The organism is uncultured Cloacibacillus sp. (genome assembly GCF_963926575.1).
In the GTDB taxonomy this organism is placed as follows: domain Bacteria; phylum Synergistota; class Synergistia; order Synergistales; family Synergistaceae; genus Caccocola; species Caccocola faecigallinarum.
This window is the reverse complement of record NZ_CAWUXW010000001.1, coordinates 136,100-158,456: the sequence shown is the minus strand read 5'-3', so window position 1 is coordinate 158,456 and position 22,357 is coordinate 136,100. Positions and strand designations below refer to the sequence as shown.

Annotated in this window: 19 protein-coding genes; 5 read left to right on the top strand and 14 right to left on the bottom strand. The window is 63.3% G+C overall.

Annotation, left to right across the window (positions count from 1 at the left end; all coding sequences use genetic code 11):
• Window positions 1-113: 113 nt before the first annotated feature.
• The 3 genes from ABGT66_RS00770 to gpmA form a co-directional block, all read right to left on the bottom strand.
• Entirely contained in the window at window positions 114-776 is a 663-nt protein-coding gene (locus ABGT66_RS00770) for a hypothetical protein (RefSeq protein WP_346688167.1), read from the bottom strand.
• 78 nt (window positions 777-854) lie between these two features.
• The gene (locus ABGT66_RS00765) at window positions 855-1,586 is read right to left on the bottom strand and encodes a POTRA domain-containing protein (RefSeq protein WP_346688166.1); all 732 of its coding nucleotides are present in this window, start codon (window positions 1,584-1,586) and stop codon (window positions 855-857) included.
• Window positions 1,587-2,260: 674 nt separating this feature from the next.
• Window positions 2,261-3,010 (bottom strand): 2,3-diphosphoglycerate-dependent phosphoglycerate mutase, encoded by a 750-nt coding sequence (gpmA, locus tag ABGT66_RS00760; RefSeq protein WP_346688165.1) that lies wholly within the window; start codon window positions 3,008-3,010, stop codon window positions 2,261-2,263.
• Between the two features lie 229 nt (window positions 3,011-3,239).
• Between gpmA and ABGT66_RS00755 the strand changes: the two genes are divergently transcribed.
• Window positions 3,240-4,433 (top strand): iron-containing alcohol dehydrogenase, encoded by a 1,194-nt coding sequence (locus ABGT66_RS00755; RefSeq protein WP_346688164.1) that lies wholly within the window; start codon window positions 3,240-3,242, stop codon window positions 4,431-4,433.
• 116 nt (window positions 4,434-4,549) lie between these two features.
• Here ABGT66_RS00755 and ABGT66_RS00750 read toward each other — a convergent pair whose 3' ends face one another.
• The 11 genes from ABGT66_RS00750 to ABGT66_RS00700 all read right to left on the bottom strand — a co-directional run bounded on the left by ABGT66_RS00750 (window position 4,550) and on the right by ABGT66_RS00700 (window position 18,936).
• On the bottom strand, window positions 4,550-4,975 hold the full coding sequence (locus ABGT66_RS00750) for a type II toxin-antitoxin system VapC family toxin (protein ID WP_346688163.1): 426 nt from the start codon (window positions 4,973-4,975) through the stop codon (window positions 4,550-4,552).
• Window positions 4,975-5,229, bottom strand: coding sequence for a type II toxin-antitoxin system Phd/YefM family antitoxin (locus ABGT66_RS00745; protein ID WP_346688162.1), 255 nt, complete (start codon window positions 5,227-5,229; stop codon window positions 4,975-4,977). Before ABGT66_RS00745 ends, ABGT66_RS00750 begins: the two co-directional genes overlap by 1 nt.
• A gap of 129 nt (window positions 5,230-5,358) precedes the next feature.
• Entirely contained in the window at window positions 5,359-6,027 is a 669-nt protein-coding gene (locus tag ABGT66_RS00740; RefSeq protein ID WP_346688161.1) for a YoaK family protein, read from the bottom strand.
• A 9-nt stretch (window positions 6,028-6,036) separates the two neighbouring features.
• Window positions 6,037-7,203, bottom strand: a complete 1,167-nt coding sequence (locus ABGT66_RS00735; RefSeq protein WP_346688160.1) for an efflux RND transporter periplasmic adaptor subunit — start codon at window positions 7,201-7,203, stop codon at window positions 6,037-6,039.
• A gap of 1 nt (window position 7,204) precedes the next feature.
• The gene (locus ABGT66_RS00730) at window positions 7,205-8,599 is read right to left on the bottom strand and encodes a TolC family protein (protein WP_346688159.1); all 1,395 of its coding nucleotides are present in this window, start codon (window positions 8,597-8,599) and stop codon (window positions 7,205-7,207) included.
• Complete coding sequence (locus ABGT66_RS00725; protein ID WP_346688158.1) at window positions 8,599-11,682, bottom strand: efflux RND transporter permease subunit; 3,084 nt, start codon at window positions 11,680-11,682, stop codon at window positions 8,599-8,601. The genes ABGT66_RS00730 and ABGT66_RS00725 overlap by 1 nt, the downstream gene beginning before the upstream one ends.
• Window positions 11,683-12,169: 487 nt before the next feature.
• Window positions 12,170-13,399 carry a phenylacetate--CoA ligase gene (locus ABGT66_RS00720; RefSeq protein WP_346688157.1) on the bottom strand — a complete coding sequence of 410 codons (1,230 nt, stop codon included), beginning with the start codon at window positions 13,397-13,399 and terminating at the stop codon, window positions 12,170-12,172.
• Window positions 13,400-13,536: 137 nt separating this feature from the next.
• On the bottom strand, window positions 13,537-14,130 hold the full coding sequence (locus tag ABGT66_RS00715; RefSeq protein WP_346688156.1) for an indolepyruvate oxidoreductase subunit beta: 594 nt from the start codon (window positions 14,128-14,130) through the stop codon (window positions 13,537-13,539).
• On the bottom strand, window positions 14,123-15,925 hold the full coding sequence (iorA, locus tag ABGT66_RS00710; RefSeq protein WP_346688155.1) for an indolepyruvate ferredoxin oxidoreductase subunit alpha: 1,803 nt from the start codon (window positions 15,923-15,925) through the stop codon (window positions 14,123-14,125). The genes ABGT66_RS00715 and iorA overlap by 8 nt, the downstream gene beginning before the upstream one ends.
• 192 nt (window positions 15,926-16,117) lie before the next feature.
• Window positions 16,118-17,512 (bottom strand): MATE family efflux transporter, encoded by a 1,395-nt coding sequence (locus ABGT66_RS00705; RefSeq protein WP_346688154.1) that lies wholly within the window; start codon window positions 17,510-17,512, stop codon window positions 16,118-16,120.
• A gap of 11 nt (window positions 17,513-17,523) precedes the next feature.
• Entirely contained in the window at window positions 17,524-18,936 is a 1,413-nt protein-coding gene (locus ABGT66_RS00700; RefSeq protein WP_294193332.1) for an MATE family efflux transporter, read from the bottom strand.
• A gap of 112 nt (window positions 18,937-19,048) precedes the next feature.
• Here ABGT66_RS00700 and ABGT66_RS00695 point away from each other — a divergent pair, with 112 nt between their 5' ends.
• The 4 genes from ABGT66_RS00695 (at window position 19,049) to ABGT66_RS00680 (ending at window position 22,352) form a co-directional block, all read left to right on the top strand.
• Window positions 19,049-19,969, top strand: a complete 921-nt coding sequence (locus ABGT66_RS00695) for a phosphate acyltransferase (RefSeq protein WP_346688153.1) — start codon at window positions 19,049-19,051, stop codon at window positions 19,967-19,969.
• Entirely contained in the window at window positions 19,963-21,036 is a 1,074-nt protein-coding gene (gene buk, locus ABGT66_RS00690; protein ID WP_346688152.1) for a butyrate kinase, read from the top strand. Before ABGT66_RS00695 ends, buk begins: the two co-directional genes overlap by 7 nt.
• A 135-nt stretch (window positions 21,037-21,171) precedes the next feature.
• Complete coding sequence (locus ABGT66_RS00685) at window positions 21,172-21,681, top strand: TlpA disulfide reductase family protein (RefSeq protein WP_346688151.1); 510 nt, start codon at window positions 21,172-21,174, stop codon at window positions 21,679-21,681.
• Window positions 21,681-22,352 carry a cytochrome c biogenesis CcdA family protein gene (locus ABGT66_RS00680; RefSeq protein ID WP_346688150.1) on the top strand — a complete coding sequence of 224 codons (672 nt, stop codon included), beginning with the start codon at window positions 21,681-21,683 and terminating at the stop codon, window positions 22,350-22,352. Before ABGT66_RS00685 ends, ABGT66_RS00680 begins: the two co-directional genes overlap by 1 nt.
• Window positions 22,353-22,357 lie beyond the last annotated feature (5 nt).

Genomic DNA, 22,357 nt, shown 5'->3' with positions numbered 1-22,357 from the left:
CGCGAAGTCGAACTGCGCGTACCAGTCGTTCGGCTTGGAGTAGCGGAGGCCGACGCCCCAGCCGGCGAGGTGGTCTATTTCGTCGGTAAGGAGGTTTTTCGCCGCGCCGACGTCTATGAAGGCGGCGAGCTCGAGGCCCGGTATGCCGAGCGCGTAGCGCAGTTCGCCGGTGGCGGTGTAGGCGGAGTCGCCGTAGCCGTCGCCGTTGGCGTAGGCGCGGACGCCGTTGATGCCGCCGAGGAAGAACTGTTCGCTGCCGTCGAGGCGCGGCTCGCGAGCTGTCCTCTGGCTCTGACGCGCGCGTTGAATTTACCCCAGTACCATATTTTCAGCAGGTCGGCGGTGAACTTGTGGTAGCCGCCGTCGTAGTACGCCCCGCCGTCGGTCGATATGTCGCCGTACCAGTAGATGAAGCTGTACTGGAGGAACTGGTTTACTCCGTAACGGCTGCCGCTGAGGCCTATGTGCCAGACGTTCGCATCTTTGTCGCTGCCGAAGTTGTAGCGGCGGTTGGCCTCTTCGCGGAAGCGGTATTCGTCGGTGATGTCTCTGTGGTCGTAGCCGTATATTAAGGTGAGGCGGTCGGCTTTGCTGCGGTAGAGCGGCGTGAGGCCGTAGACGCTGAGGCCTTCGGATTCGCCGAGGGAGTCGAAGAGCGAGTTCGGTGTGAATTCGTAGCTGGTTTTGCTGTAAGCGAAGCCGAGGCGGGTGCCGCGCGCGCCTATGGGCAGCTCGTAGCGGACGCTGTAGTTGTCCGTGTCTTCGTCGGTGAGCATTCCGCTGACGATGATTTTATCGCCGGTGCGCGTGGGGTTGTTGATTTCGGTGTTGAAGCCGAAGCGGTAACGGCCCGATTAGTAGCCGCCGCCGTTGTCGGCGTAGATGTAGTTGTTCCAGACTTTGCGCTTCTGAACCTCGATGTCTATTTTCGTGGTGCCGGGCTCGGAGCCGGGGCGGAGTATGGCGCGCGCCTGGACGCCGGGAAGGTCGTTCAGGTTGTTCATCGCGGTCTCAAGGCGGCGGTCGGTGATTACGTCGCCGTGCTTGAGGTAGCTGATGTAGCGGTCGAGGGTCTTGTCGTAGATGTCGGAGGAGTTGACTGTTATCTCGACGTCGTCGTAGGAGGCGACGTAGATTTTGACTTCGAGGACGCCGTCTTTGATTTCCTGCTGCGGTATGACGGCGAGCGGGATTGTGTAGCCGCGCTCGCGGCAGTAGGCCGTTATTTCGTTGGTGAGCGAGGGGAGCTCGCGGACTTTGACGCTGCGCCCGCTGTATTTTTCGAGGATGGCGCGCAGCTCGCCCTTGTCGTCGAGGACTTCGTAGCCGGTGAGTTTGACGGATTTGATGAAGAAGGCCGGGTCTTCCTCGGTGCCGGTGTTGCCCTCGCGGTAGTCCTCGTGGGGCTTGATTTCTTTCTGCTCGATTTCGATGTCGGATTTGCCGGTGCGCATGTACGGCGGATAGGTGCGCACGGCTTCCTCGTCGAAGGTGGGCAGCGGGAGGCCGCGAAGGCCGGGGGCGCCGCGAGCGCGAGCAGGCAGACTAGGGTGACGATGACCAGATGATGCTGCTTCACTTAACACACTCCTATCAGGAAGTTATTTATTTACACGGCTTGCGCCGTTTGCTGCTCAGTCGTTGCTTTTGCGGCGGAGCTGCTGCGCTCCGCCGCGGCACAGTATGCACGTAATTTTGCTTACGTTGTGTAAAAGATATCCTATATCATCGTCTATTTAAAATTAACACAGGAACGGAAAAAGTTTAGCAGATTTCGTGAATTTCGTCCAATGTCGCGCGCGCTTAAGCGAAAAGGCCTCGCGCAGCCTCCCGCGCATGCGCGGCGGCGTGTACAACGGTTTGCGGAGTTTTGGATTTTAGCGTTTTGTAACGTTCATCGCGCCGTCGGTAAACGCACGCCGTCGGCCTCAAACGCAGAATTCCGCGCCGGTTTATCGCGCGCGGCGAAACGCACCGTCGCAAGCGCCGGCGCGATGCGCGCGGCACAACGCGCGCGGGATTTCGTACAATTAAGGAAAGAATCATGACGCGCACGCTGCGGCGCAGAATCAATGAAAACGGCGCGAAGCGCGCGAGCGCGTGACGGCGATATGGATATGCAAAAATATTCGCTTAAGTGGTGTTGCGCAGCCGGAGTGGCCGCGCTTTGCGCGGCGTCGAAGCCTGAGCATGGAGCATGAAAAAACGCGCCCTTCCTTTGCGGGAGGGGCGCGTCATGCGTTTGGGCGTTGTGCTTGCGTTACTGCTTCGCTTTGCCCTGGTTGGCGACGGCGGCCTGCGCGGCGGCTATCGCTTCGGCGTCGCCGAGGTAGTAGTGCTTGATGGGCTTGAGCTCGTCGTCGAGCTCGTAGACGAGAGGCACGCCGGTCGGGATGTTGAGCTCGACGATGTCCTGCTCGGATACGCCGTCGAGGTATTTGACGAGCGCGCGGAGGCTGTTGCCGTGCGCGGCGATTATTATGCGCTTGCCGCCGCGGATGTCGGGCGCTATGACGTTCTCCCAGTAGGGGACGACGCGCGCGACGGTGTCTTCGAGGCACTCGCCGAGCGGGAGCTCGTCCGCCGCTATGTTCGCGTAGCGCGTTTCGTGTCCGGGCCAGCGTTCGTCGCTCTGCTCAAGGAGCGGCGGGCGCGTCGCGTAGCTGCGGCGCCAGATTTTGACCTGCGCGTCGCCGTACTTCGCCGCGGTCTCGGCCTTGTTGAGCCCCTGGAGCGCTCCGTAGTGGCGCTCGTTGAGCTTCCATGATTTCTCGACCGGTATCCACATCAGGTCGGTTTCCTCGAGCACGCACCAGAGCGTCTTTATCGCGCGGCGCAGCACCGAGGTGTACGCCTTGTCGAAGACGTAGCCCTCTTTCTTCAGAAGCTCGCCCGCGGCTTTGGCTTCGGCGAGCCCCTTGTCCGAGAGCGGCACGTCCTGCCACCCGGTGAAGCGGTTTTCTTTGTTCCACGAGCTTTCCCCGTGTCTTATCAGTACAAGCTTGTGCATTGCGGCACCTCCGTGTCGGATGAATTGTCGTGACCTATGCCGCTTAGATTGTGCGACGGCGCGCGCGGCTTGTCAAGGCTGCGCGGCGCGCGGGGATATATCGATAACGGCATAGCGATATAAATTTTCTGTGTCTACTAAATTATGAACGCGCGGATAAAATAATGAATGTGAACGAGATAACGAACGCGCCGCACAACGGACGGCGCGAGGCAGGAGGAGATAAATTATGGCAAGATTCACATTACCGCGCGATATTTACCACGGGAAGGGCTCGCTTGCGGAGCTTCGCACGCTTCGCGGCAGTAAGGCGTTCGTGGTGGTCGGAGGCGGAAGCATGAAGCGCTTCGGCTTCCTCGATAAAGTTGAGCAGTATTTGAAAGAAGCTGGCATGGAGGTGCGCCTCTTCGAAGGCGTAGAGCCCGACCCGTCGGTAGAGACGGTCATGCGCGGCGCGGCCGCGATGCGCGAGTTCCAGCCCGACTGGATTGTTTCGATTGGCGGCGGCTCGCCGATAGATGCGGCGAAGGCTATGTGGGTCTTCTACGAATATCCGGAGACGAGCTTCGATGAGCTCTGCGTGCCGTTCCACTTCCCGACGCTACGCACGAAGGCGCGCTTCTGCGCGATACCCTCGACCTCCGGGACCGCGACGGAGGTGACGGCATTCTCCGTCATCACTGACGACGCGAAGGGCGTCAAATATCCGCTCGCTGACTTCAACATCACGCCGGACGTGGCGATCGTCGACCCCGAGCTGGCTGAGACGATGCCGAAAAAGCTGACGGCGCACACCGGCATGGACGCTCTGACGCACGCGATTGAGGCCTACGTCTCGACCATGCACTGCGAGTACACCGACCCGCTCGCGCTGCACGCGATAGAGCTGATCAGCGCGAACCTCGCAGCGTCGTACAACGGAGACATGGCTGCGCGCGACAAGATGCACGACGCGCAGTGCCTTGCGGGCATGGCCTTCTCGAACGCGCTGCTCGGCATCACGCACTCTATGGCGCACAAGACGGGCGCGGCTTTCAGCGGCGGCCACATAGTCCACGGTGCAGCGAACGCGATGTATCTGCCGAAGGTCATCCGCTTCAACGCCGGAGAGCCGGAGGCCGCGGAGCGCTACGCGCAGATAGCGCGCTTCATTCATCTGAAGGGCGAAACGACGGCGGAGCTGGTGGAAGCTCTCGTCAATCGCGTCAACGAGATGAACGCGGAGCTGGACATACCGTCGCGCATAAAGGACTACGAGGGCGGCATAATCGACGAGAAGGAGTTTATGGAGAAGCTGCCGCGAGTGGCGGAGCTCGCAGTGGGCGACGCATGCACCGGCTCGAACCCGCGCAGAATCACCCCCGCGCAGATGGCGGAGCTGCTGAAAAGCTGCTACTTCGACAAGGAGACCGTGAAAAAATAACCGCTTGAACAAAGCGTTCGCATATACACTCTCCCAACAGAATCGCGGCAAAAGCCGCAGCATCGGGCCGAAGCGGGGGCTTCCGGCCCGATTGTTTTATATGTGCGTTTAGGCGTTTATTGCCGCGGCTCCCACGGGTTTATGAGCGAGACGCCGGTCGGCTCGAAGTCCGCTGTGTTGCGTGTGACGACTGTCATGCAATGCGTCAGCGCGGTCGCGGCGATGAGCGCGTCGCGCTCCGAGCGCATGTCAGGCACGTGGAGCCGCGCGCAGCGCCGCGCGACGGCAGTGTCCACGGGCAGCGTCCTCGCCGCGAACTCCGGCAGCACGCGCGTTTCGAGCCAGAGGCGCAGGAGCGCGCCCTGCGCGGCGTCGCGCCGCTCTATACGCATGACGCCCATTTCGATTTCCATGACGGTTATCGCCGATATGAAAAGCTCCGAGGCGTCCACGCGCGACGCCCACGCCGCGACGTTCGCGTCGGCTTTGCCCGAGGCCGCCTTGCGCAGCTCCGATACTACATTCGTATCGAGCAGGTACATCACGACAAATCCGCCTCTGCGGCTTTGATTTCCGCCTTCGGCGGCTCGAACTCGACATCCTCGACGCCCGGCAGCGAGAGCGCGTCCGCTATGCTGCGGCGGCTGCGCGTGAGCCGCTGGTATTCCTCGAAGCTGAGCAGCACGTGCGACGGCCGCCCCCTGTCCGTTATGAAGACGGGGCCGCTGTTCGCCGCTTTCTTCGCCTCGCCTGCGTATTGGTTGAATTCTCTGCTTGTTACTGTCGTTATGCCCATGACCGCCGCCTCCTTATCTTTTTGAAGATATATTACTACATTTGCGAGGTGCGGAAAAGTGTGCCGCGCGATACACTTTTCCGCAAAAAAAGTGTGTGTTGGGATACACTTTTCCGCAGGGGCGGGGCTTTAGACTTTTTCGCGGAACATTAGGACGAAGACCGCGGCGAGGAGGGCGGCGGGGATCAGCGCGGCTTTTATCGAGAGTGCGGAGGTGACGAGCGCTCCGGCGGCGGCTCCTATTATGAAGAAGAGGATTATTCCGAAGTATTCGAGGCTCGAGCGGAGCAGCTCGCGCTCGCCGGTGCTGCGGTACTTGTAGAGGTTCTCGGTCGCGCTGCGCAGGTTGCCGGTGCACATCGTCGTCGCGTAGGCGCGGCCGTGGACTTTGCGGAAGGCTTCGACCTGGAGCGAGCAGATGAAGGAGACGACGACGTTGGCGCACATGTCGGGAACGTCGCCGTTCGGGACAAAGGCGACGGCGGCGAGCGCGGCTATCTCGGCGGCGATGATTACCTGACGCCAGTGGATGAAGCGGCTTTCGCGCATGGATTCCTTGACGAGCTCGGCGAGCATGATGCCGCAGAAGAAGGCGGCTATCGGCATGAGGTAGTAGCCCGCGCCGCCGAGGTCGCCGCACGCGAGGCTGACGCCGAAGAGGACGATGTTGCCGGTCTGCGCGTTCGCGAAGACGTGGCCGCGGCAGAGGAATGTGTACGCGTCGAGGAAGCCGCCCGCCGCGGCGAGCAGTATTCCGACGCGGTAAGTCTCGGAGGTCTGACGCTTCCAATCCGCCATGACGCGGCGTCAGTTCCTTACGGTCACGGCCTCTCCGTCGCGCAGGTTGTTGCCGCCGAAGATTATGACTTCGTCGCCCTCGGCGAGGCCGCCGAGTATCTGCACGCGCCCGCCGTCCTGTATGCCGGTCGCGACTTCGCGCTGCGCGGCTTTGCCTTCGGCTACGACGTAGACGTAGAGGCCCGTCTCGCTCGCGTGGAGCGCGCCTTCGGGCACGGTCAGCGTGCCGGCGAAGGATTTTTCAACTATCGCGGCCTGTCCGAACATGCCGGGGCGCAGCCGTCCTCCGGCCTGCTTTTCGTTGTCGAGCACTATTTCGACGCTGCTGGTGCGCGTCGCGGGGTCTACGTACTGGTCGATGCGCGTGACGCTGCCGCCGAAGCTCTCGCCGGGCAGCGCGTCGAAGCGCAGCGTCACTGGCATACCGACGGCGACGCTGAATATTTTAAGCTCGGGGACGCGCAGCGTCGCCTTGAGCATGCGCGGGTCGGCGATGTCGAGTATCGGCGACGAGGGGGAGATCATCGCGCCCGCGGTCAGCGAGTAGTCGTTTAGCACGATTCCGTCTATCGGCGCGCGTATAATGTAGTCGTTTTTTTCGGATTTCACACGCTTCTCCTCAGCTTCGTACTGCCGCTCCTTCGCGAGCGCGGCGCGGTATGAGGCCTCGGCGCTGGTGTATTCGGTCTGTATCGCGTCGTACTGCTGCTGCGTGCTGAAGCCTTCTTTGACGAGGCGGCTGTAGCGGTCGAGGTCGGTCTTCGCGTTGAGCATTTCGGCGCGCGCTTTTTCCGTGTCGGCGCGCGCTGAGGCGGCCTGCGCTATCGTCGAGAGTATCAGAGCGTCCTGCTGCTCGTGCTCGAGCGTCGCGACGACCTGTCCCTTTTTGACGCGGTCGCCCTGTTTGACGTGGAGCGCGAGGAGGCGGCCCGTGACGCGCGGTAGCAGCTCGACGCGCTCGACTGCGTCGACCTGCATGTTCTGGACGATGCGGCTCGACAGCGTGCGGTCGGCCTTGAGCGTCTCGGTCCTGACTATCGGCGTGAGCAGCGACGGGTCTGTGGGCTTGTCGAAGAGCGTCTCCCTTCGCGCGTAGACCCATGTCGCCGCCGTGACGGCGACGAGCGCGACTATGATTAAGGCCTTGCCGAAGCGCGGGCGTTTCTGTATCTTCATCTTATATGCTCTCCCCGTTCCATGTCGTTATCGTTCCCTCCGTCATCTTGAGCGCGACGGCGGCTATTATGCAGTTGTACTGCGCGCGGTTGTATTCGAGCTGCGCGGCCGTGAGGTCGGACTGCGCCGTGAGCAGGTCGAGCTGCGGCGTGACGCCCTCGCGGTAGCCTACCTCTGCGAGGCGCAGCGATTCGCGCGCGAGGCGCAGCGCCTCCGCGGAGGCGGCGAGGTTTTCGCGGTTCGTCTCGATTTCCGTCCACGCTGTCTCGACTTCGGACTTGATATCGAGCTCCTTCTGTTCGAGCGCTATCTTGTCCTGCTCGCGCACGGCCTTCGCCTCCATTACGGCGCGGCGCGTGACGTTGCGGTCGAATATCGGTATAGAGAGGCGGACCTCGGCGCGCCATGTGTCGGAGCTCTCGTCGCGCTGGCGGTATGGGCTGAGCCATCCCGCGGACAGGCCCGCGGTCACCTGCGGCAGCATTTCGCTGCGCTCTATTTTTATCTGGTTCGTCTGGTATTTTATCTGCTCTTCGAGCTGCCGGCGGTCGGCGCGGAACTGTGCGGCGAGCGCGAGCGACTCGGCGCGCCCGCCCTTTATCGCGGGCTCGTAGAGCTCGCCTTCGACGGTGCGGCGAGCGCCGGGCTCGATGCCCATGTAGTTCATCAATGAAATATTCGCCGCTTCAAAAGCGCCGCGCGCCGTTGCGAGCGCGGCACGGTTTTCTGCGAGCTGCTGCTGCGCGCGTATCACTTCGAGACGGTTGGCGAGGCCGACGTCGCACATGCGCGAGACCTCGCGGAGGTGAAGTTCGGAGGTTTTTACGGCGTCCTGCTCGGCCTCGATGTATTTCTTCTGGAGCAGCACGTTGTAGAAGCGCGCGAAGAGCTCGCCGACCGCGCCGTTCTCGCCGTCCGCTATCGCCATTTCGGCTATCGTGCGCACCTGCGGCGACTGCGCGCGCATCGCGCTGTTGCGACCGCCGGAGTAGACGACCTGCTCGAGCGTCGCTTCGGCGCTGCGGTCGTCGTCGCGGCTTCCGTCGCTCGTCTGCGGCTCTCGCTGCCAGCCCGCCGTGCCGCTCGCGGAGACGGAGGGCAGCAGCGTGCCGTCCGCCGCGAGCTTGAAGGCCTCGGCCTTTATAAGCTCCTGCCGCAGCGAGCGCAGCTCAGAGTTGTTTTTCAGCGTTATCGAGACGGCTTCGGCTATTTTCAGCGGGGCCGTACCGGCGAAGCACTGCGAAGCCGCGAATACCGCTATGCATGCCGCGAGCAGAAACGTCGCTGCGCGGCGCTCCAATGAGGCGGCGGCGCAGCCGCGCGGCTTGACTTCGGAACGGAGGTCCCGCACCGAAAATCTGCGGGACGGCATAGAAGCCGTTGTTGTTTTATTCATCACGCGCCCCTCCCATGACTTTTCAGACGCCTGTATGCGTTGAAGCGTCGTATCGAAGCTTTAACCCTGTCGGTGATGTCGTCGAAAATCAGATAGACGACGGGAATGACGAGCAGCGTCAGCATCGTCGAGGTCGCTAGGCCGCCGATGACCGCGACGGACATCGGCTGGCGCGTCTCGCCGCCCTCGGAGAGCGCGAGCGCGACGGGCAGCGAGCCTATGAGCGTCGAAATGGTGGTCATCAGTATCGCGCGCAGGCGCAGCGGCCCGGCCTTGAGCACGGCGGTGATTTTGTCGTCGCCCGCGGCGCGCAGCTGGTTTATGACGTCGACGAGCAGTATCGCGTTGTTGACGACGACGCCGACGAGCAGGATTATCCCCATGAAGCTCATGACGGAGAGGCGCAGCCCGCCGAGCGCGAGCAGCCCGAAGGAGCCCGCCGTCATCAGCGGCAGCGAGAACATGACCGTCAGCGGGTGGATGAACGACTCGAACTGTATCGCCATCACCATGTAGACGAGCATTATCGCGAATATCAGCGCGACGCTCATGTAGCGGAAGCTTTCGCGCATATCCTCGGAGTCGCCTGTCGGCACCATGCTGTACATGCCGTCCTTGGGCGCGTACTTCATGAAGACCTGCTGCATTATCTCTATTCCTTCGCCGGGCGAGATGCCGTCGACGTTGGCTTCGATTTCTATCGAGTGCTGGCGGTTGTAGCGCGTTATGACGTTCGGCGCCATGCCTATCGAGCTCGTTATGACGCCCTCGGCCGGTATCGTGTCGCCGCCCTGCGTCGTTATCAGCGTCTTGAGAACCTTCTCCGGGTCGTCGCGCCCGCTGAGCTCGGAGCGCAGGCGGATGTCGTAGCGGTAGCCGCGGTCGTTGAAGGTTCCCGCGTCGTCGCCGCCGAACCACGTCAGCATTTCGTCGGAGAGGTCGCGTATGCTTATGTTGAGGTCGTCGGCGAGGCCGCGGTTCAGCGTGAGGTTGATGCGCGGCTTGTTCATCTGGAGGTCAGTCGTTATGTCGACGAGGCCGCGCGCGTTCTCCGTCAGGTCCTTCTTTATCAGGTCGCCGAGCGCCGCGAGCTCTTCGCTGGTCGGCCCCATGACGACGAGCGATATGTCGGAGCTGCCCCACGTGCCCATCTTGATGTCCGCGTCGCGGTAGCGCGAGAGCTCCTCGCGCAGGCCGCGCATTATGACTGCGGCGCGCGGGCGCAGCGCGCGGTCGATGAGCTCGATGTTTATCGTGGATTTGTAGACCTCCTCGCCGCGTCCGCTGCCTATTTCGCCGTAGGTGTAGGCGACGTATTTGTTCTGCTGGATGAGGTCGACCATTTCCTTCGTTATGTCGGTCGTCACCTCGAGCGAGGTGTCCGCCGGAAGCTCGAGCTCGACGCGCAGGCGGCCCTGGTCCTCCGAGGGGAAGAACTCCGTGCCGAGGTTGAATGCGAAGACCATGCCGAGGATGAAGAGCGCTATGCCGGACGAAAGCACGAGCGCGCGGTGGCGCACCGCGAAGCCGAGCGCCCGCTCATACTGCTCCTCGAGGCGCAGGAACGGACGTTCGAGCGCGATTTCGAGGCGCGTCGGCTTATGCGAACGCCCCATGATGCGCGAGCAGAGGAAGGGCGTCAGCGTGACGGCGATGACGAGCGATATGGCTATCGTCGTCGAGACGGTCACGCCGAAGGCGTTGAAGTAGCGTCCCATCATTCCGCCCATGAAGGCGACGGGGACGAAGACGGCGAGCGTCGTGGCCGCGCCCGCGACGACGGCGAAGGCGATTTCGTTCGTGCCGTCCTCCGAGGCGCGGAAGGCGCTCTTGCCCATCGACTTGTGGCGCGAGATGTTCTCCATTATGACCGTCGTCGCGTCGACGACCATGCCGACGGCGAGCGAAATACCCATCATCGACATGTTGTTTATCGTTATTCCCATTAAATACAGGACGGACATGCTGCCGAGAAGGCAGACGGGAATGCTTATGCAGGCGATTATCGTCGCGCGTATCGTGCGCAGGAAGACGAACATGATGAGCGCCGTCAGGATTATCGAAGCGACGATGTCGCCGAAGACGCCGTTCATCGAGCGCATGATGAAGCGCGCGTTGTCGGAGACGACGACGAGCGTCGTGCCGACCGGCGCGGTCTTGTTCAGCTCCGCGATGCGCTCGTGCATGAGGCGCGAGAGCGCGACTTCGTTCGCGCCGCGCTGCTTGCGGATGCTGACCATGATGGCGGGCTTGCCCTCGTATATCGACGAGCTGCGCGCGTCCTCGAGGCCGTCCTCGACGCGCGCCACGTCGCGCAGCCGTATCACCGCGCCGTCGCGCACCGCGATGGGCAGGTATTCGAGCTCCGCGGCGGAGGCGTACTCGCCGATGATGCGTATGCCGTACTCCTTCGTCCCCGTCTCGACGCGCCCCGCGGGCAGCTCGACGTGCTTGTTGTATATCGCGTCCTTGATTTCCTTCGTGGTTATGCGGTAGCCCTCGAGCGCCTCTGGGTTGAGCCAGACGCGCATCTCGCGCTCGCGGAAGCCTGGGAGCTGCACGCCGCCGACTCCGCGCACCGTCTGGAGGCGTTCCTGCACGACCTGGTCGACGTAGCGCGAGAGCGTCTTCATGTCCGTGCGCCCGTCGTTCTTGACCGCGACGCGCATAATCGGGCGGTCGCTCGGGTCGAACTTGTCTATCTCCGGCTCGTCGCAGTCGTCGGGCAGAGAGCCGAGCGCGCGGCTCACCTTGTTGCGCACGTCCGCGGTCGCGAAGTCTATGTCGCGGTCGAGCTCGAACTCCACGACGATGACGGAGCGCCCCTCGTAGCTGCTCGAGCTCATGCTCTTGATTCCTTCGATTGTGTTGATGCGTGATTCGAGCACGTCCGTCACGTCGTTGTCGACGATGGCGGGGCTCGCGCCCTCGAGCGTCGTGCGCACGACGACTATCGGGAATTCGACGTTCGGCATCCTCTCGACGCCCATGTTCATGTACGAGTAAGCGCCGAAGATTACGGTGGCGATCGTGATGATGAGGACCGTTACCGGCCTGCGCAGAGAAATTTCCGTGATTTTCATGAAGCGAGCTCACCCTGTATCGTCTATATCTTTTCCCACACTTAACAATTATACATCTTCAATGTGGAGATTTTATGGCGGAACGCAGGCGTTTGGAAAAATATGCGCAGCGGCGCGGCGCTCCGTCAATCGAGGAAACGCGGGCGCGCTTCGCGCCGGGGGCCGAGGCTTGCGGCGCGGGCGCGTGAACTGCGCCGCGGCGTGAGCTTTGCGCGCGGGCGGCGGTTTGTGGCGCGCGCGGCGGATTTACGGAACGGCGCGGATTCGCCGCGCGGACGGTAAACTTGCGAAACGGCGCGCTCTGTGCGCCGCGGCGGTAAATCGACGGCGCGGAGGCAAAAGCGCGGCGAGCGGCGCGAACGCACGGCGCTCGCGAAAAACGCGCGCGCTTTTGCGGAACGCGCGGCAAGTCCGCTGCGCCGCCGCGCGCGCATGAAAAAGCGGCGGGGGAAAATTTCCCGCCGCCGCGCGTTTCGCGAAGCTTCTCTTAATATCTGTTGTCGATGACGCGCTGCGTCTTCTTCTCGCTGCGCGGAAGCTCGCCGAGCTTCTTCACGTCGGGGACGACGCGGATGCCGAGGCCGGACTTGCACTCGCGCACGAGCTCTTCGGCGAGGCGCTCCGGGTCTGCGCCCTCCTTCATCTCGGCCTGCACTATCATGCGGTCGCGGAGGTCCTTGTTCTCTAGGATGATGCGGTACTCGCTCGAGAAGCCGTCGATGTTCTTGAGTATCTCCTCGACCTGCGCGGGGTAGATGTTCGTGCCCTTGACCTTTATCATGTCGTCGCTGCGTCCGACGATTCTGTCGAGGCGCGGGAACGGCGAGCCGCAGGGGCATTCGCCGGGGATTATGCGCGAGATGTCGCGCGTGCGGTAGCGGATGAGCGGCGCGGCCTCCTTGCGGAAGGTCGTGATGACGATCTCTCCCTGCTCGCCGTCGGGCAGCACCTTGCCCGTGACGGGGTCGATTATCTCGCAGTAGATGTAGTCGCTGAAGTAGTGCATCCCCGTGTGCTCCGCGCAGTCTATCGCGATGCCGGGGCCGTAGATTTCCGTCAGCCCGTAGATGTCGAAGAACTCTATGCCGAGCGTCTCGTGGATGCGCTCGCGTATCTTGTCGCCCCAGCGCTCGGAGCCGAAGATTCCGCGCTTGAGGTGAATCTGGTCGCGCATGCCGCGCTTGTCCACCTCTTCGGCGATGACGAGCGCGTAGGACGACGTGCTGCAGAGCACCGTCGCGTTGAGGTCGCGCATGAGCTGGAGCTGGCGGTCGGTGTTGCCCGCGCCGGTCGGTATGACCATCGCGCCGAGGCGCTCCGCTCCGGCCTGGAAGCCGAGGCCCGCGGTCCAGAGGCCGAAGCCCGGCGTTATCTGCACGCGGTCCTCGGGCGTGACGCCCGCGAACTGGTAGCAGCGCTCGAACATGACGGCCCAGTCCTCGATGTCCTGCGCGCTGTAGGGCATGATGACGGGCGTCCCGGTTGTCCCCGACGACGAGTGGACGCGTACTATTTTATCGTTCGGCACGCACTGCATGCCCATCGGGTAGGCGTCGCGGAGGTCCTGCTTCGTCGTGAAGGGCAGCGTCTCGAACTGCTCCTTCGTCATCATCGTGTTGACCGGTATATCCTTGAACTTCTCGCGGTACATCGGGCTCTCTTTGGCGACGCGGCGCACCTGCGCGAAACACTGGCTCATTATCGTAAGTTCGTTCATCGTTATTCTCCTTGTCTGGTCTTAGCTAAGTCTTGTCTGTTCTCGTGAATTTGCTGCGTGGTTGGGACGGAGGCCCTGAGCAAAGGATTCTCAGGGAGACGGTGCGCAAGGCGCACCGTCAGCACGTTATGGGTGTCTCACCATCGGCGGGAGGATGCTTCTATGCCGAGCATGAACGCCTTTTCGTTCATCGGCAGAAGCTTCGGCTTGACGCAGCGCGCTATCGCTTCGCGCACCTCTTCGGTCGTGAAGGGGAGCTTTCCGGCTCCGCAGGCCGCGCCGAGGATGACGACGTTGAGCGTGCGGATGTCTCCCGCTTCGAGCGCGAGCGCCGCGCCTTTAAGGAAGAGCGCGTCGGGATAGAGCCGCCTCGTCGTCGCGAGGTATTCTTCTCCGAGGTACGCGCCCTTGCCGAGCGCGACGTTGGTCGGGATTATCTCGTCCGTATTGACGACGCACTGCGCCGTGCTTTTGAGCTTCGGAATCATGCGCACCGCCTCGGCCGGCTCGAAGGCGAGCAGCACGTCGCCGTGGCGCGCGGGGATTATCGGCGAGACCTCGCGTGCGTCTATGCGCAGGTGGCTCGAGACGGAGCCGCCGCGCTGCGCCATGCCTATCGTCTCCGAGGTGCGGACGAAGAGCCCCTTCGCCTGCGCCGCCTCGGCGAGTATGCGCGAGGCGAGCAGCGTGCCCTGTCCGCCGACTCCGGCTATCACTATGCTGCTAAGCATGGGCTTCGCCCTCCTTTATCGCGTGGACGGGGCAGACGTTGGCGCAGAGGCCGCAGCCGGTGCAGAGCGACGCGTTTATGACCGCGCGGCCTTCGGCGTCGGGCGTTATCGCGGGGCAGCCTATCTCGCGCACGCATCTGCCGCATTTTATACATTTATCGTCTACGAAGTGCGCCGGGGCTTTTTTCTTCACGTTCGCTATGCAGGGCGCTTCGGCTATGACCGCGGAGGGGCCTTCGTATGCGACGGCCTCCTTCATCGCGGCGACGGATTTTTCAAAATCGAACGGGTTGACGCGCGCGACGTGCTCCACGCCGCAGGCGCGCAGCAGCGTCTCTATGTCGAGCGCTATGCTGTCATCGCCGAGCGCGCGCTTTCCTGTGCCGGGGTGCGGCTGGTGGCCCGTCATCGCGGTCGTGCGGTTGTCGAGGACTATTATCGTGATGTCCGTCCCTTGGTAGACGGCGTTGATTACGCCGGGGATTCCGGTGTGGAAGAAGGTCGAGTCGCCGATGAAGGCGAGGCACTTCGCACCCGGCTCGGTCAGCGCGAGCCCTTGGGCGAGCGTTATGCCCGCGCCCATGCAGAGGCAGGTGTCGACCATGTTGAGCGGCGCGGCGTTGCCGAGCGTGTAGCAGCCGATGTCGCCGCAGTAAATCGCTTTTTTGCAGTCCTTCGTCGCTACCTTCGCCTCGTAGAACGAAGCGCGGTGCGGGCAGCCCGCGCAGAGCACCGGCGGGCGCACGGGAAGCTGCGGAAGCTCCGGCGCGGCCTCGGCTTCTGCGGAGAGGCCGAGATATTTCGCAAGCGCCGCCTTTATCAGCTCGAACGAATATTCGCCGTTCCACGGCATGTCGCCGCTGCGCTTGCCGAGCACCGGCACTCGGCCCGCCGCTTCTATAAGAAGCTGCTCTTCGACGACGGGGTCGAGCTCTTCGAGCACGAGCACGGAATCCGCGCCCGCGAGGAAGTCTTTCGTGAGCTTCTCCGGCATCGGGTAGGGCGTGCCGACCTTGTAAAGCGTCGCGTCCGCGCCGAGCTCGTTCAGAGCCTCCTTCGCGTAGAGGTACGATATGCCGGAGGCGGCGACGGCGCGGCGGCTGCCCGCTCCGTAGGTTTCTATCCTGTTGTAGGGCATTTCGTCGAAGGCGCGCGCCATCTCGCGCTGTTTGACCTCGAGCTCGCCGTGTTTGCGGTATGAGAGTGCGGGGAAGATGCACCACTCGGGGCGGCGCTCGAAGCCGTCCGCCTCCCTGACGGGCGACGGCTCGCGCAGTTCGACCTCGGCGCTTGCGTGGCAGACGCGCGTCGTCGGGCGCAGAAATACGGGAAGTTCAAATTTTTCGGAGAAGTCGATGGCCGTCTGGATCATTTCGTAGGCTTCCTCGGGCGACGACGGGTCGAAGACGGGGAGGTTCGCGTGCTTCGCAAAGTTCCGCGTGTCCTGCTCCGTCTGCGACGACCACGGCCCCGGGTCGTCCGCGACGGCGACGACCATGCCGCCCTTGACGCCGATGTAGGCGAGGCTCATCAGCGGGTCCGAGGCGACGTTGAGGCCGACCTGCTTCATCGTGCACATAGTGCGCGCGCCCGCGTATGCGCCGCCCGCCGCGACCTCGAGCGCGGCCTTCTCGTTGACGGACCACTGCACGTCCACGCCGGCGCGGCGCTCGCGCACGAGAGTCTCGATAATTTCAGTCGAAGGAGTGCCGGGATATCCGGCGGCGAGCCTGAGCCCCGCGGCGAGCGCGCCGAGCGCAATCGCCTCGTTTCCCATACAGACCCTGCGAACCATGAAAATTCCCCCAAGCGTTGAAGATGTATAAAGTCATAAAAAAAGACTCCGCCGCGCACGACGGAGCCTTGAATGTCCAAGCAGTCAACACACTCGTCTAATCTGGCAGCTTATCTCGTCTTGTCTCGCCTCATGCGAGGAAGGCTCCCCTCCCTCTTCCAGAGTAATTTATAACCGCTCGCGCGCGAAGTGTCAAGCGCGCGCGTTCCCATCGGCCTTCGCAGCGCGCATGCGCGCGAGCAGGCGGCGGAACTCGCGGCTGAAGAGCGTGACGGTCGTCGCGACGGCGAGCACGTCGGCCACGGGCTCGGCGAAGAATACGGCGAAGACCTTGTCGTCGAAGAAGTGCGGCATGATGTATATGAACGGGATGAGCAGGATTATCTTGCGTAGCATCGCGAGGAACGACGAAGTGCGCGAGTTGCCGAGCGCGATGAAGGTCTGCTGGCAGGCGACCTGCGCGCCGAAGATTCCCATGCCAGCCATGTAGATGCGCAGCGCGCGCCGCGCCGCCTCAGTGAGCGCCGGGTCGTCGGTGAATATGCGGACGAATATGCCGGGGCAGAGCATCGAGAAAGTCCAAATGACGGCGGTGCATGTGAGGCAGGACTTGAGCAGCAGCACGAAGGCCTGCTTCATGCGCTCGGGGTTGCCCGCGCCGTAGTTGTAGCTCACGATGGGCTGAGAGCCCTGCGTCAGCCCCTGCACGGGAAGCATGGCGAACTGCATGACGCTAGAGGCGATCGTCATCGCGCCGATCGCGATGTCGCCGCCGTACTTCAGGAGCGACGAGTTGAATGAGAGCACGAGCAGGCTCTCCGTCGACTGCATGACGAAGGGGGCGAAGCCGAGCGCGAGGCAGGGCGCGAGCACCGCGCGCGAGAGGCGGACGTTCGCGCGCCGCAGCTTGAGCACCGCGCGCTCGCCGCAGAGGAAGCGCAGCGCCCACACGGCGCTTATCGCCTGCGATATGACCGTCGCCCACGCCGCGCCGCGCACGCCCATGCCGAAGATGAATATAAAAATCGGGTCGAGCACGATGTTCGTGACCGCGCCTATGACGACCGTCATCATGCTGATTTTGGAAAAGCCCTGCGCCGTTATAAAGACGTTCATGCCGAGCGTGAGCTGCACGAAAATCGTGCCCGCGGCGTAAATTTCCATATAGTCCGTCGCGTAGCCGATGGTCGCCTCGCTCGCGCCGAAGAGCATCAGCATCGGGCGCATGAATGCGAACGAGAAGGCGGTCAGCGCGACGGAGAGCGCGAGCAGCGCCGCGAAGCAGTTGCCTAGGATGCGCTCCGCAGCCTTCTCGTCGCCGTGGCCCATCATTATGCTCGCGCGCGGCGCGCCGCCCATGCCGACGAGGTTCGCGAAGGCCGATATCAGCATGATGAGCGGGAAGCAGACGCCGAGCCCCGTCAGCGCGACGGCCCCGGTCTCGGGGATGTGGCCGATGTACATGCGGTCGACGACGTTGTAGAGCGCGTTGACGAGCTGCGACGCTATCGCCGGAGCGGCGAGCCTGAGAAGCAGCGGGCCGACGGGGTCCTTTCCGAGGTCGACCTCTTTCGGAAGATTTTTCATAAAAGCGCCTCCTATTGCGCGCGCGGCGGCAGCGGAGCGCCGTCGAGTTCGTTTTTAAGTTTGTTCATAAGCCGCAGCTCGAAGAGCCACGTCAACGCCGCGGCGCAGACGAACGAAAGCGGCTGGAAGAGCCAGACCCAGCTCATCGAGACGGTCGCGGCGAGGAACCACGCCATCGGCAGGCGGAAGGCGATGCAGCGGCTGATCTGCACGAGGAAGCCGTAGACGGAGCTGCCGACCGCGATGAAGAGCGCGTTGTAAATCATTCCGTACATCGCGAAGGGGTATCCCGCCATCGTGATGCGCAGCGAGCGCACCGCCGCGTGCGCCACGTCCGGCTCGGGGCGGAAGAGCCCGATCGCGGGCCACGGCCACAGCGCGAGCAGGAAGCAGAGCGAGAGCGTGACGCAGCAGCAGATTACGAACGCGGCGCGGATTCCTTCCTTTATCCTTACGAAGCTGCGCCGCCCGTAGTTGAAGGCGATGAAGGGGACGAGCGCGTTGCTGACGCCCATCAGCGTGCCGAAGGCTATATCCTCGACGCGCAGCGAAATCATCCAGCCCGCTATCGCGACGTTGCCGTATGCCTCGGTGAGCACGCGGTTGACCGAGCCCATGCCGAGCGCGACGCTTCCGGTCGAGAGCGTCACGGGCAGGCCGATGGCGGCGACGGCGCGCCATATCGGGAACATCTCGCGGCGCGGCATGACGAGCAGGGGAATCTGTATCGCGCTGTCGCGGCGCATCTTTCTTATAAGGTAGACGGCTCCCGCGGCGCGCCCGATGAAGGTAGCCGCCGCCGCTCCCGTCATGCCCCAGCCGAAGACGAAGATGAAGAGCGGGTCGAGCACGAAGTTCAGCCCGTTCGCGACGACGAAGAAGCGCAGCGGCGTCATCGTGTCGCCCTGGCAGCGGAAGATGGAGTTTACGATGTAGGTGAAGGCTATGATGAGAGTCATCGGCGGTATCCACATATTGTAGAGCCACGCCTGCCGCAGAGTCTCCGCCTCCGACGCGCCGAGCATACGGAAAAAAGCGTTCGACGGGCCGGGGAACAAAAATGGCAGCCACACGAGGCTCAGCAGGTAGGCGAAGGCGAGGCCGCAGCGCGCAGTGCGCCGCGCAGCTTCGACGTCGTTCTCGCCGAGGCGGCGGCCCACGAGCGCCGTCACGCCGTTGCCGACGCCCTCGAGCAGCGCGAAGACTCCTATCTGCACGGGGAAGGTGTACGAAATCGCGACCATGTGGCTCTCGCCGAGCCACGAGATGAAGATTGTGTCGACGAGGTTGAAGAGCGTCTGAAAGAGCACCATTCCTATGGAAGGCACGGAGAGGCGCGCGAGCGACGAAAGCACGTGTCCGTCCCCCAAATCGACCGGCCCTCTGTGAAACAGTACGCTCTTCGCCTTTTTAATAAAACTCATCGCATTACCTCCGAGCTCCGCAAAACGGCGGAGCCTCGGGACATTATATAATAATCTCAGCAAATATACAGCCGCGCATGACGCGCGCGCTGAAACGACAGGAGGCTGTTCGATGTATAAGACTTTCGACGAAATGATAAACTGCTGCGGCTGTCTCGGCGGCAGCAACGTGGTGGCGGCCTCCGCAGACAGGGAGACCGTCGAGGCGATAAAGCTCGCCTTCGGCCACGGCCTCGGACACGCGACGCTCGTCGGCGACGAGGCGGTGCTGCGTCCCGCGATGGAGGAGTTCGGCGTCGACGGACGCGCGCAGCTCGTGCACGCCGCGACGCCGCTCGAGGCCGTGGACAAAGCCGTCGCGATCGTGCGCGAGGGCACGGGCCACACGCTGATGAAGGGGCTCGTCAACACGGAGGACTTCCTGCGCGCAGTGCTTGACAAGGAGAAGGGGCTGCGCACGGGGCGCATGCTGAGCCATCTCGCGGTGCTCGAGATACCGGGCGAGCATCATCTTTCTTTCTGCGCCGACAGCGGCTTCATCATCGCGCCGACGCTCAAGGAGAAAAAATATATAATCGCGAACTCTCTGCGCGCGATTCATGCGCTCGGCTACGAGCACGTCAACGTGGCGATACTCGCGGCGAACGAGCGCGTCAACCCCGACATGCCGGCGACGGTGGACGCGGCGGCGCTCGTAGAGGCGTGGCGGAACGGCGAGTTCGACGGGCTGCCATGCACCTGCACGATAGAGGGGCCGATGGCGATAGACGTGGTCGCCTCGAAGGAGGCGGCGGAGCGCAAGGGCATCCGCAGCGTAATCGCGGGCAAGGTGGACCTCACGATAGTGCCGAGCATCGAGTGCGGCAACGTCCACTGCAAGACGCTGATACATTACTGCCACGCGAAGTCCGCGGGCGTCGTCCTCGGCGCGAAGGCGCCGATAATCCTCGTCTCGCGCACCGACGACCACGAGACGAAGTTCAACGCCATAGCGCTCTCCTGCCTCGTCGCTGGAGGAATGCACCGTTGCTGATACTCGCCGCCGACCCAGGCTCGACCTCGACGAAAATCGCCGTCTACGAGGACGAGCGGCGGGCGTTCGAGAAAAATCTGCCGTTCCCCGACGATGAGCGCGCGAAGTATGAAACGATACTCGCGCAGCTCCCCGCGCGCTGCGCGGCGATAGCGTCGGCGCTTTCCGAAGCGGGCTTCGGCGCGCGCAAATTCGACGCAGCCGTCGGCCGCGGCGGGCTGCTCGCGCCCGTCCCGTCCGGGACGTACATCGTCAACGACGCTATGACAGATTGGCTCACGCGCGCGCCGCGCGGCGAGCACGCCTCGAACCTCGGGCCGTTCATCGCGCGGCGCTTCGCCGGCGAATCGCACGCGCCCGCCTATATCGTAGACCCCGTGTCGGTGGACGAGCTCTCCGCCGTCGCGCGCGTCTCGGGCGCGCCGGAGATAGAGCGCGGCAGCCTCGTCCACGCGCTGAACCAGCGCGCGATGGCGCGCCGCGCCGCGGCGTCGCTCGGCAAACGCTACGAGGAGTGCCGATTCGTCGTCGCGCACCTCGGCACGGGCGTTACGATAGGCGCGCACGAAGGCGGGCGCATCGTCGACGTGATCGGCGCGAAGGCCGACGGCCCGTTCTCCGCCGAGCGCGCGGGCGGGCTGCCCGCCGACGCGCTCATCGAGCTCTGCTTCAGCGGGCGCTGGACGGAGGCCGAGCTGCGCGTCAAGCTGCTCTCGGGCTGGGGCTTCGTATCGTACCTCGGCACGCGCGACCTGCGCGAGATACTCGCGCTCGCGGAACGCGGCGAACGCGCGGCGCTCGTCCTCGACGCATTCGTCTATCAGGTCGCGAAGGGCATCGGCGAGCTCGCGGCGGCGCTCGACGGAGATATCGACGCCGTCATACTGACGGGCGGCATGGCGCACTCGGACGAACTCGTCGCGCGCGTGACGAAAAAGATAAAATTTCTCGGCCGCGTCATAACGCTGCCGGGCGAGAACGAGCTTGAGGCGCTCGCGCTGGGCGCGCTGCGCGTCCTGCGCGGCGAGGAGCGCGCGCGGAATTACCCCGACGGCGCGTATCTGTGACGCGCGCCGCTGCGCTGCGGAAGGAAGTTAAATTTTTCTCTTTTCAGATGAAGCGCGGCATTGTCCTTCAAACCGTCGCGGCCATGATATAATACGCTCGCAGGGCAAACAAAACATCAAGGAGATGATTTTACGGTGCGCAGGAAAATTTTCGCTACGTTGGTCATGACGCTGCTCGCGGCGGCGCTCTTCGCGGTTCCGTCGTTCGCGGTCGGAAGCGGCGAGCTCGCGCGCGACATCGTGCTCACGGACATGTCGGGCAAACAGGTCTCGCTCGACAGCTTCAAGGGAAAGACCGTAGTGCTGAACTTCTGGGCGACGTGGTGCCCGCCGTGCCGCGGCGAGATGCCGGAGTTCGACGAGCTCGATAAAGAATTCAAAAAGACCGGCGAGGCCGTGCTGCTCGCCGTGAACCTGACCGACGGACGGCGCGAGACGCCGGAGCGCGTCGCGAAGTTCCTCAAGGAAACGGGCTACACGATGACCGTGCTGCTCGACGAGAAGCAGGAGGCGGCGTCGTTCTTCGGCGTGCGCTACATACCGACGACCTTCTTCCTTGACAAGGACGGAAAGCTCGTAGGACAGATTCAGGGCGCGACGACGAAGGACGCCGTGCTGAAGCTCGTGCGCGGGGAGAATAAATAGTGGCGGGAGAGCTGCCGCTCCTTTTTCTCGAAGGGCTGCTCGCCTTCGTATCGCCGTGCATGCTGCCGATGCTGCCGGTGTATCTGATGTACCTTGCGGCGGAGACGGAGCAGGGGCGGCGCGCGAGCGTCGTCAACACAATCGGCTTCGTCGCGGGCTTCACGCTGCTCTTCATGGCGCTCGGCGCGACGGCGACGGCGATAGGCGCGGCGCTCGACGCGCACAGGCTTCTGCTGCAGCGCGCGAGCGGCCTCGTGATTCTGATCTTCGGGCTGCACTTCCTCGGAGTTTTCAGAATAGGCTTCCTCGACGTTGAAAAGAAGCTCGAGGTGAGCGTCAGGCGGCGCGGCTTCATCGGCGCGCTGCTCTTCGGCGCGGCCTTCTCGCTCGGCTGGACGCCGTGCCTCGGCCCGTTCCTAGGCTCGGCGCTGATGCTCGCGGGCGCGCGCGAAACCGTAGCGGAGGGCGTATTCTATCTCTTCGTCTTCTCGATGGGCCTCGGCGTGCCGTACATACTCGCGGCGCTCTTCTTCACGCGCATCAAGGGAATTTTCCAATGGCTGCGCCGCCACGGGCAGGCGATAAAAAAAGTCTCCGGCGCGATACTCGCCGCCGCGGGCATAGCGATACTTACCGACACCTTCGCCTACTGGTCGGCGCTCTTCTGGTAGGCTTG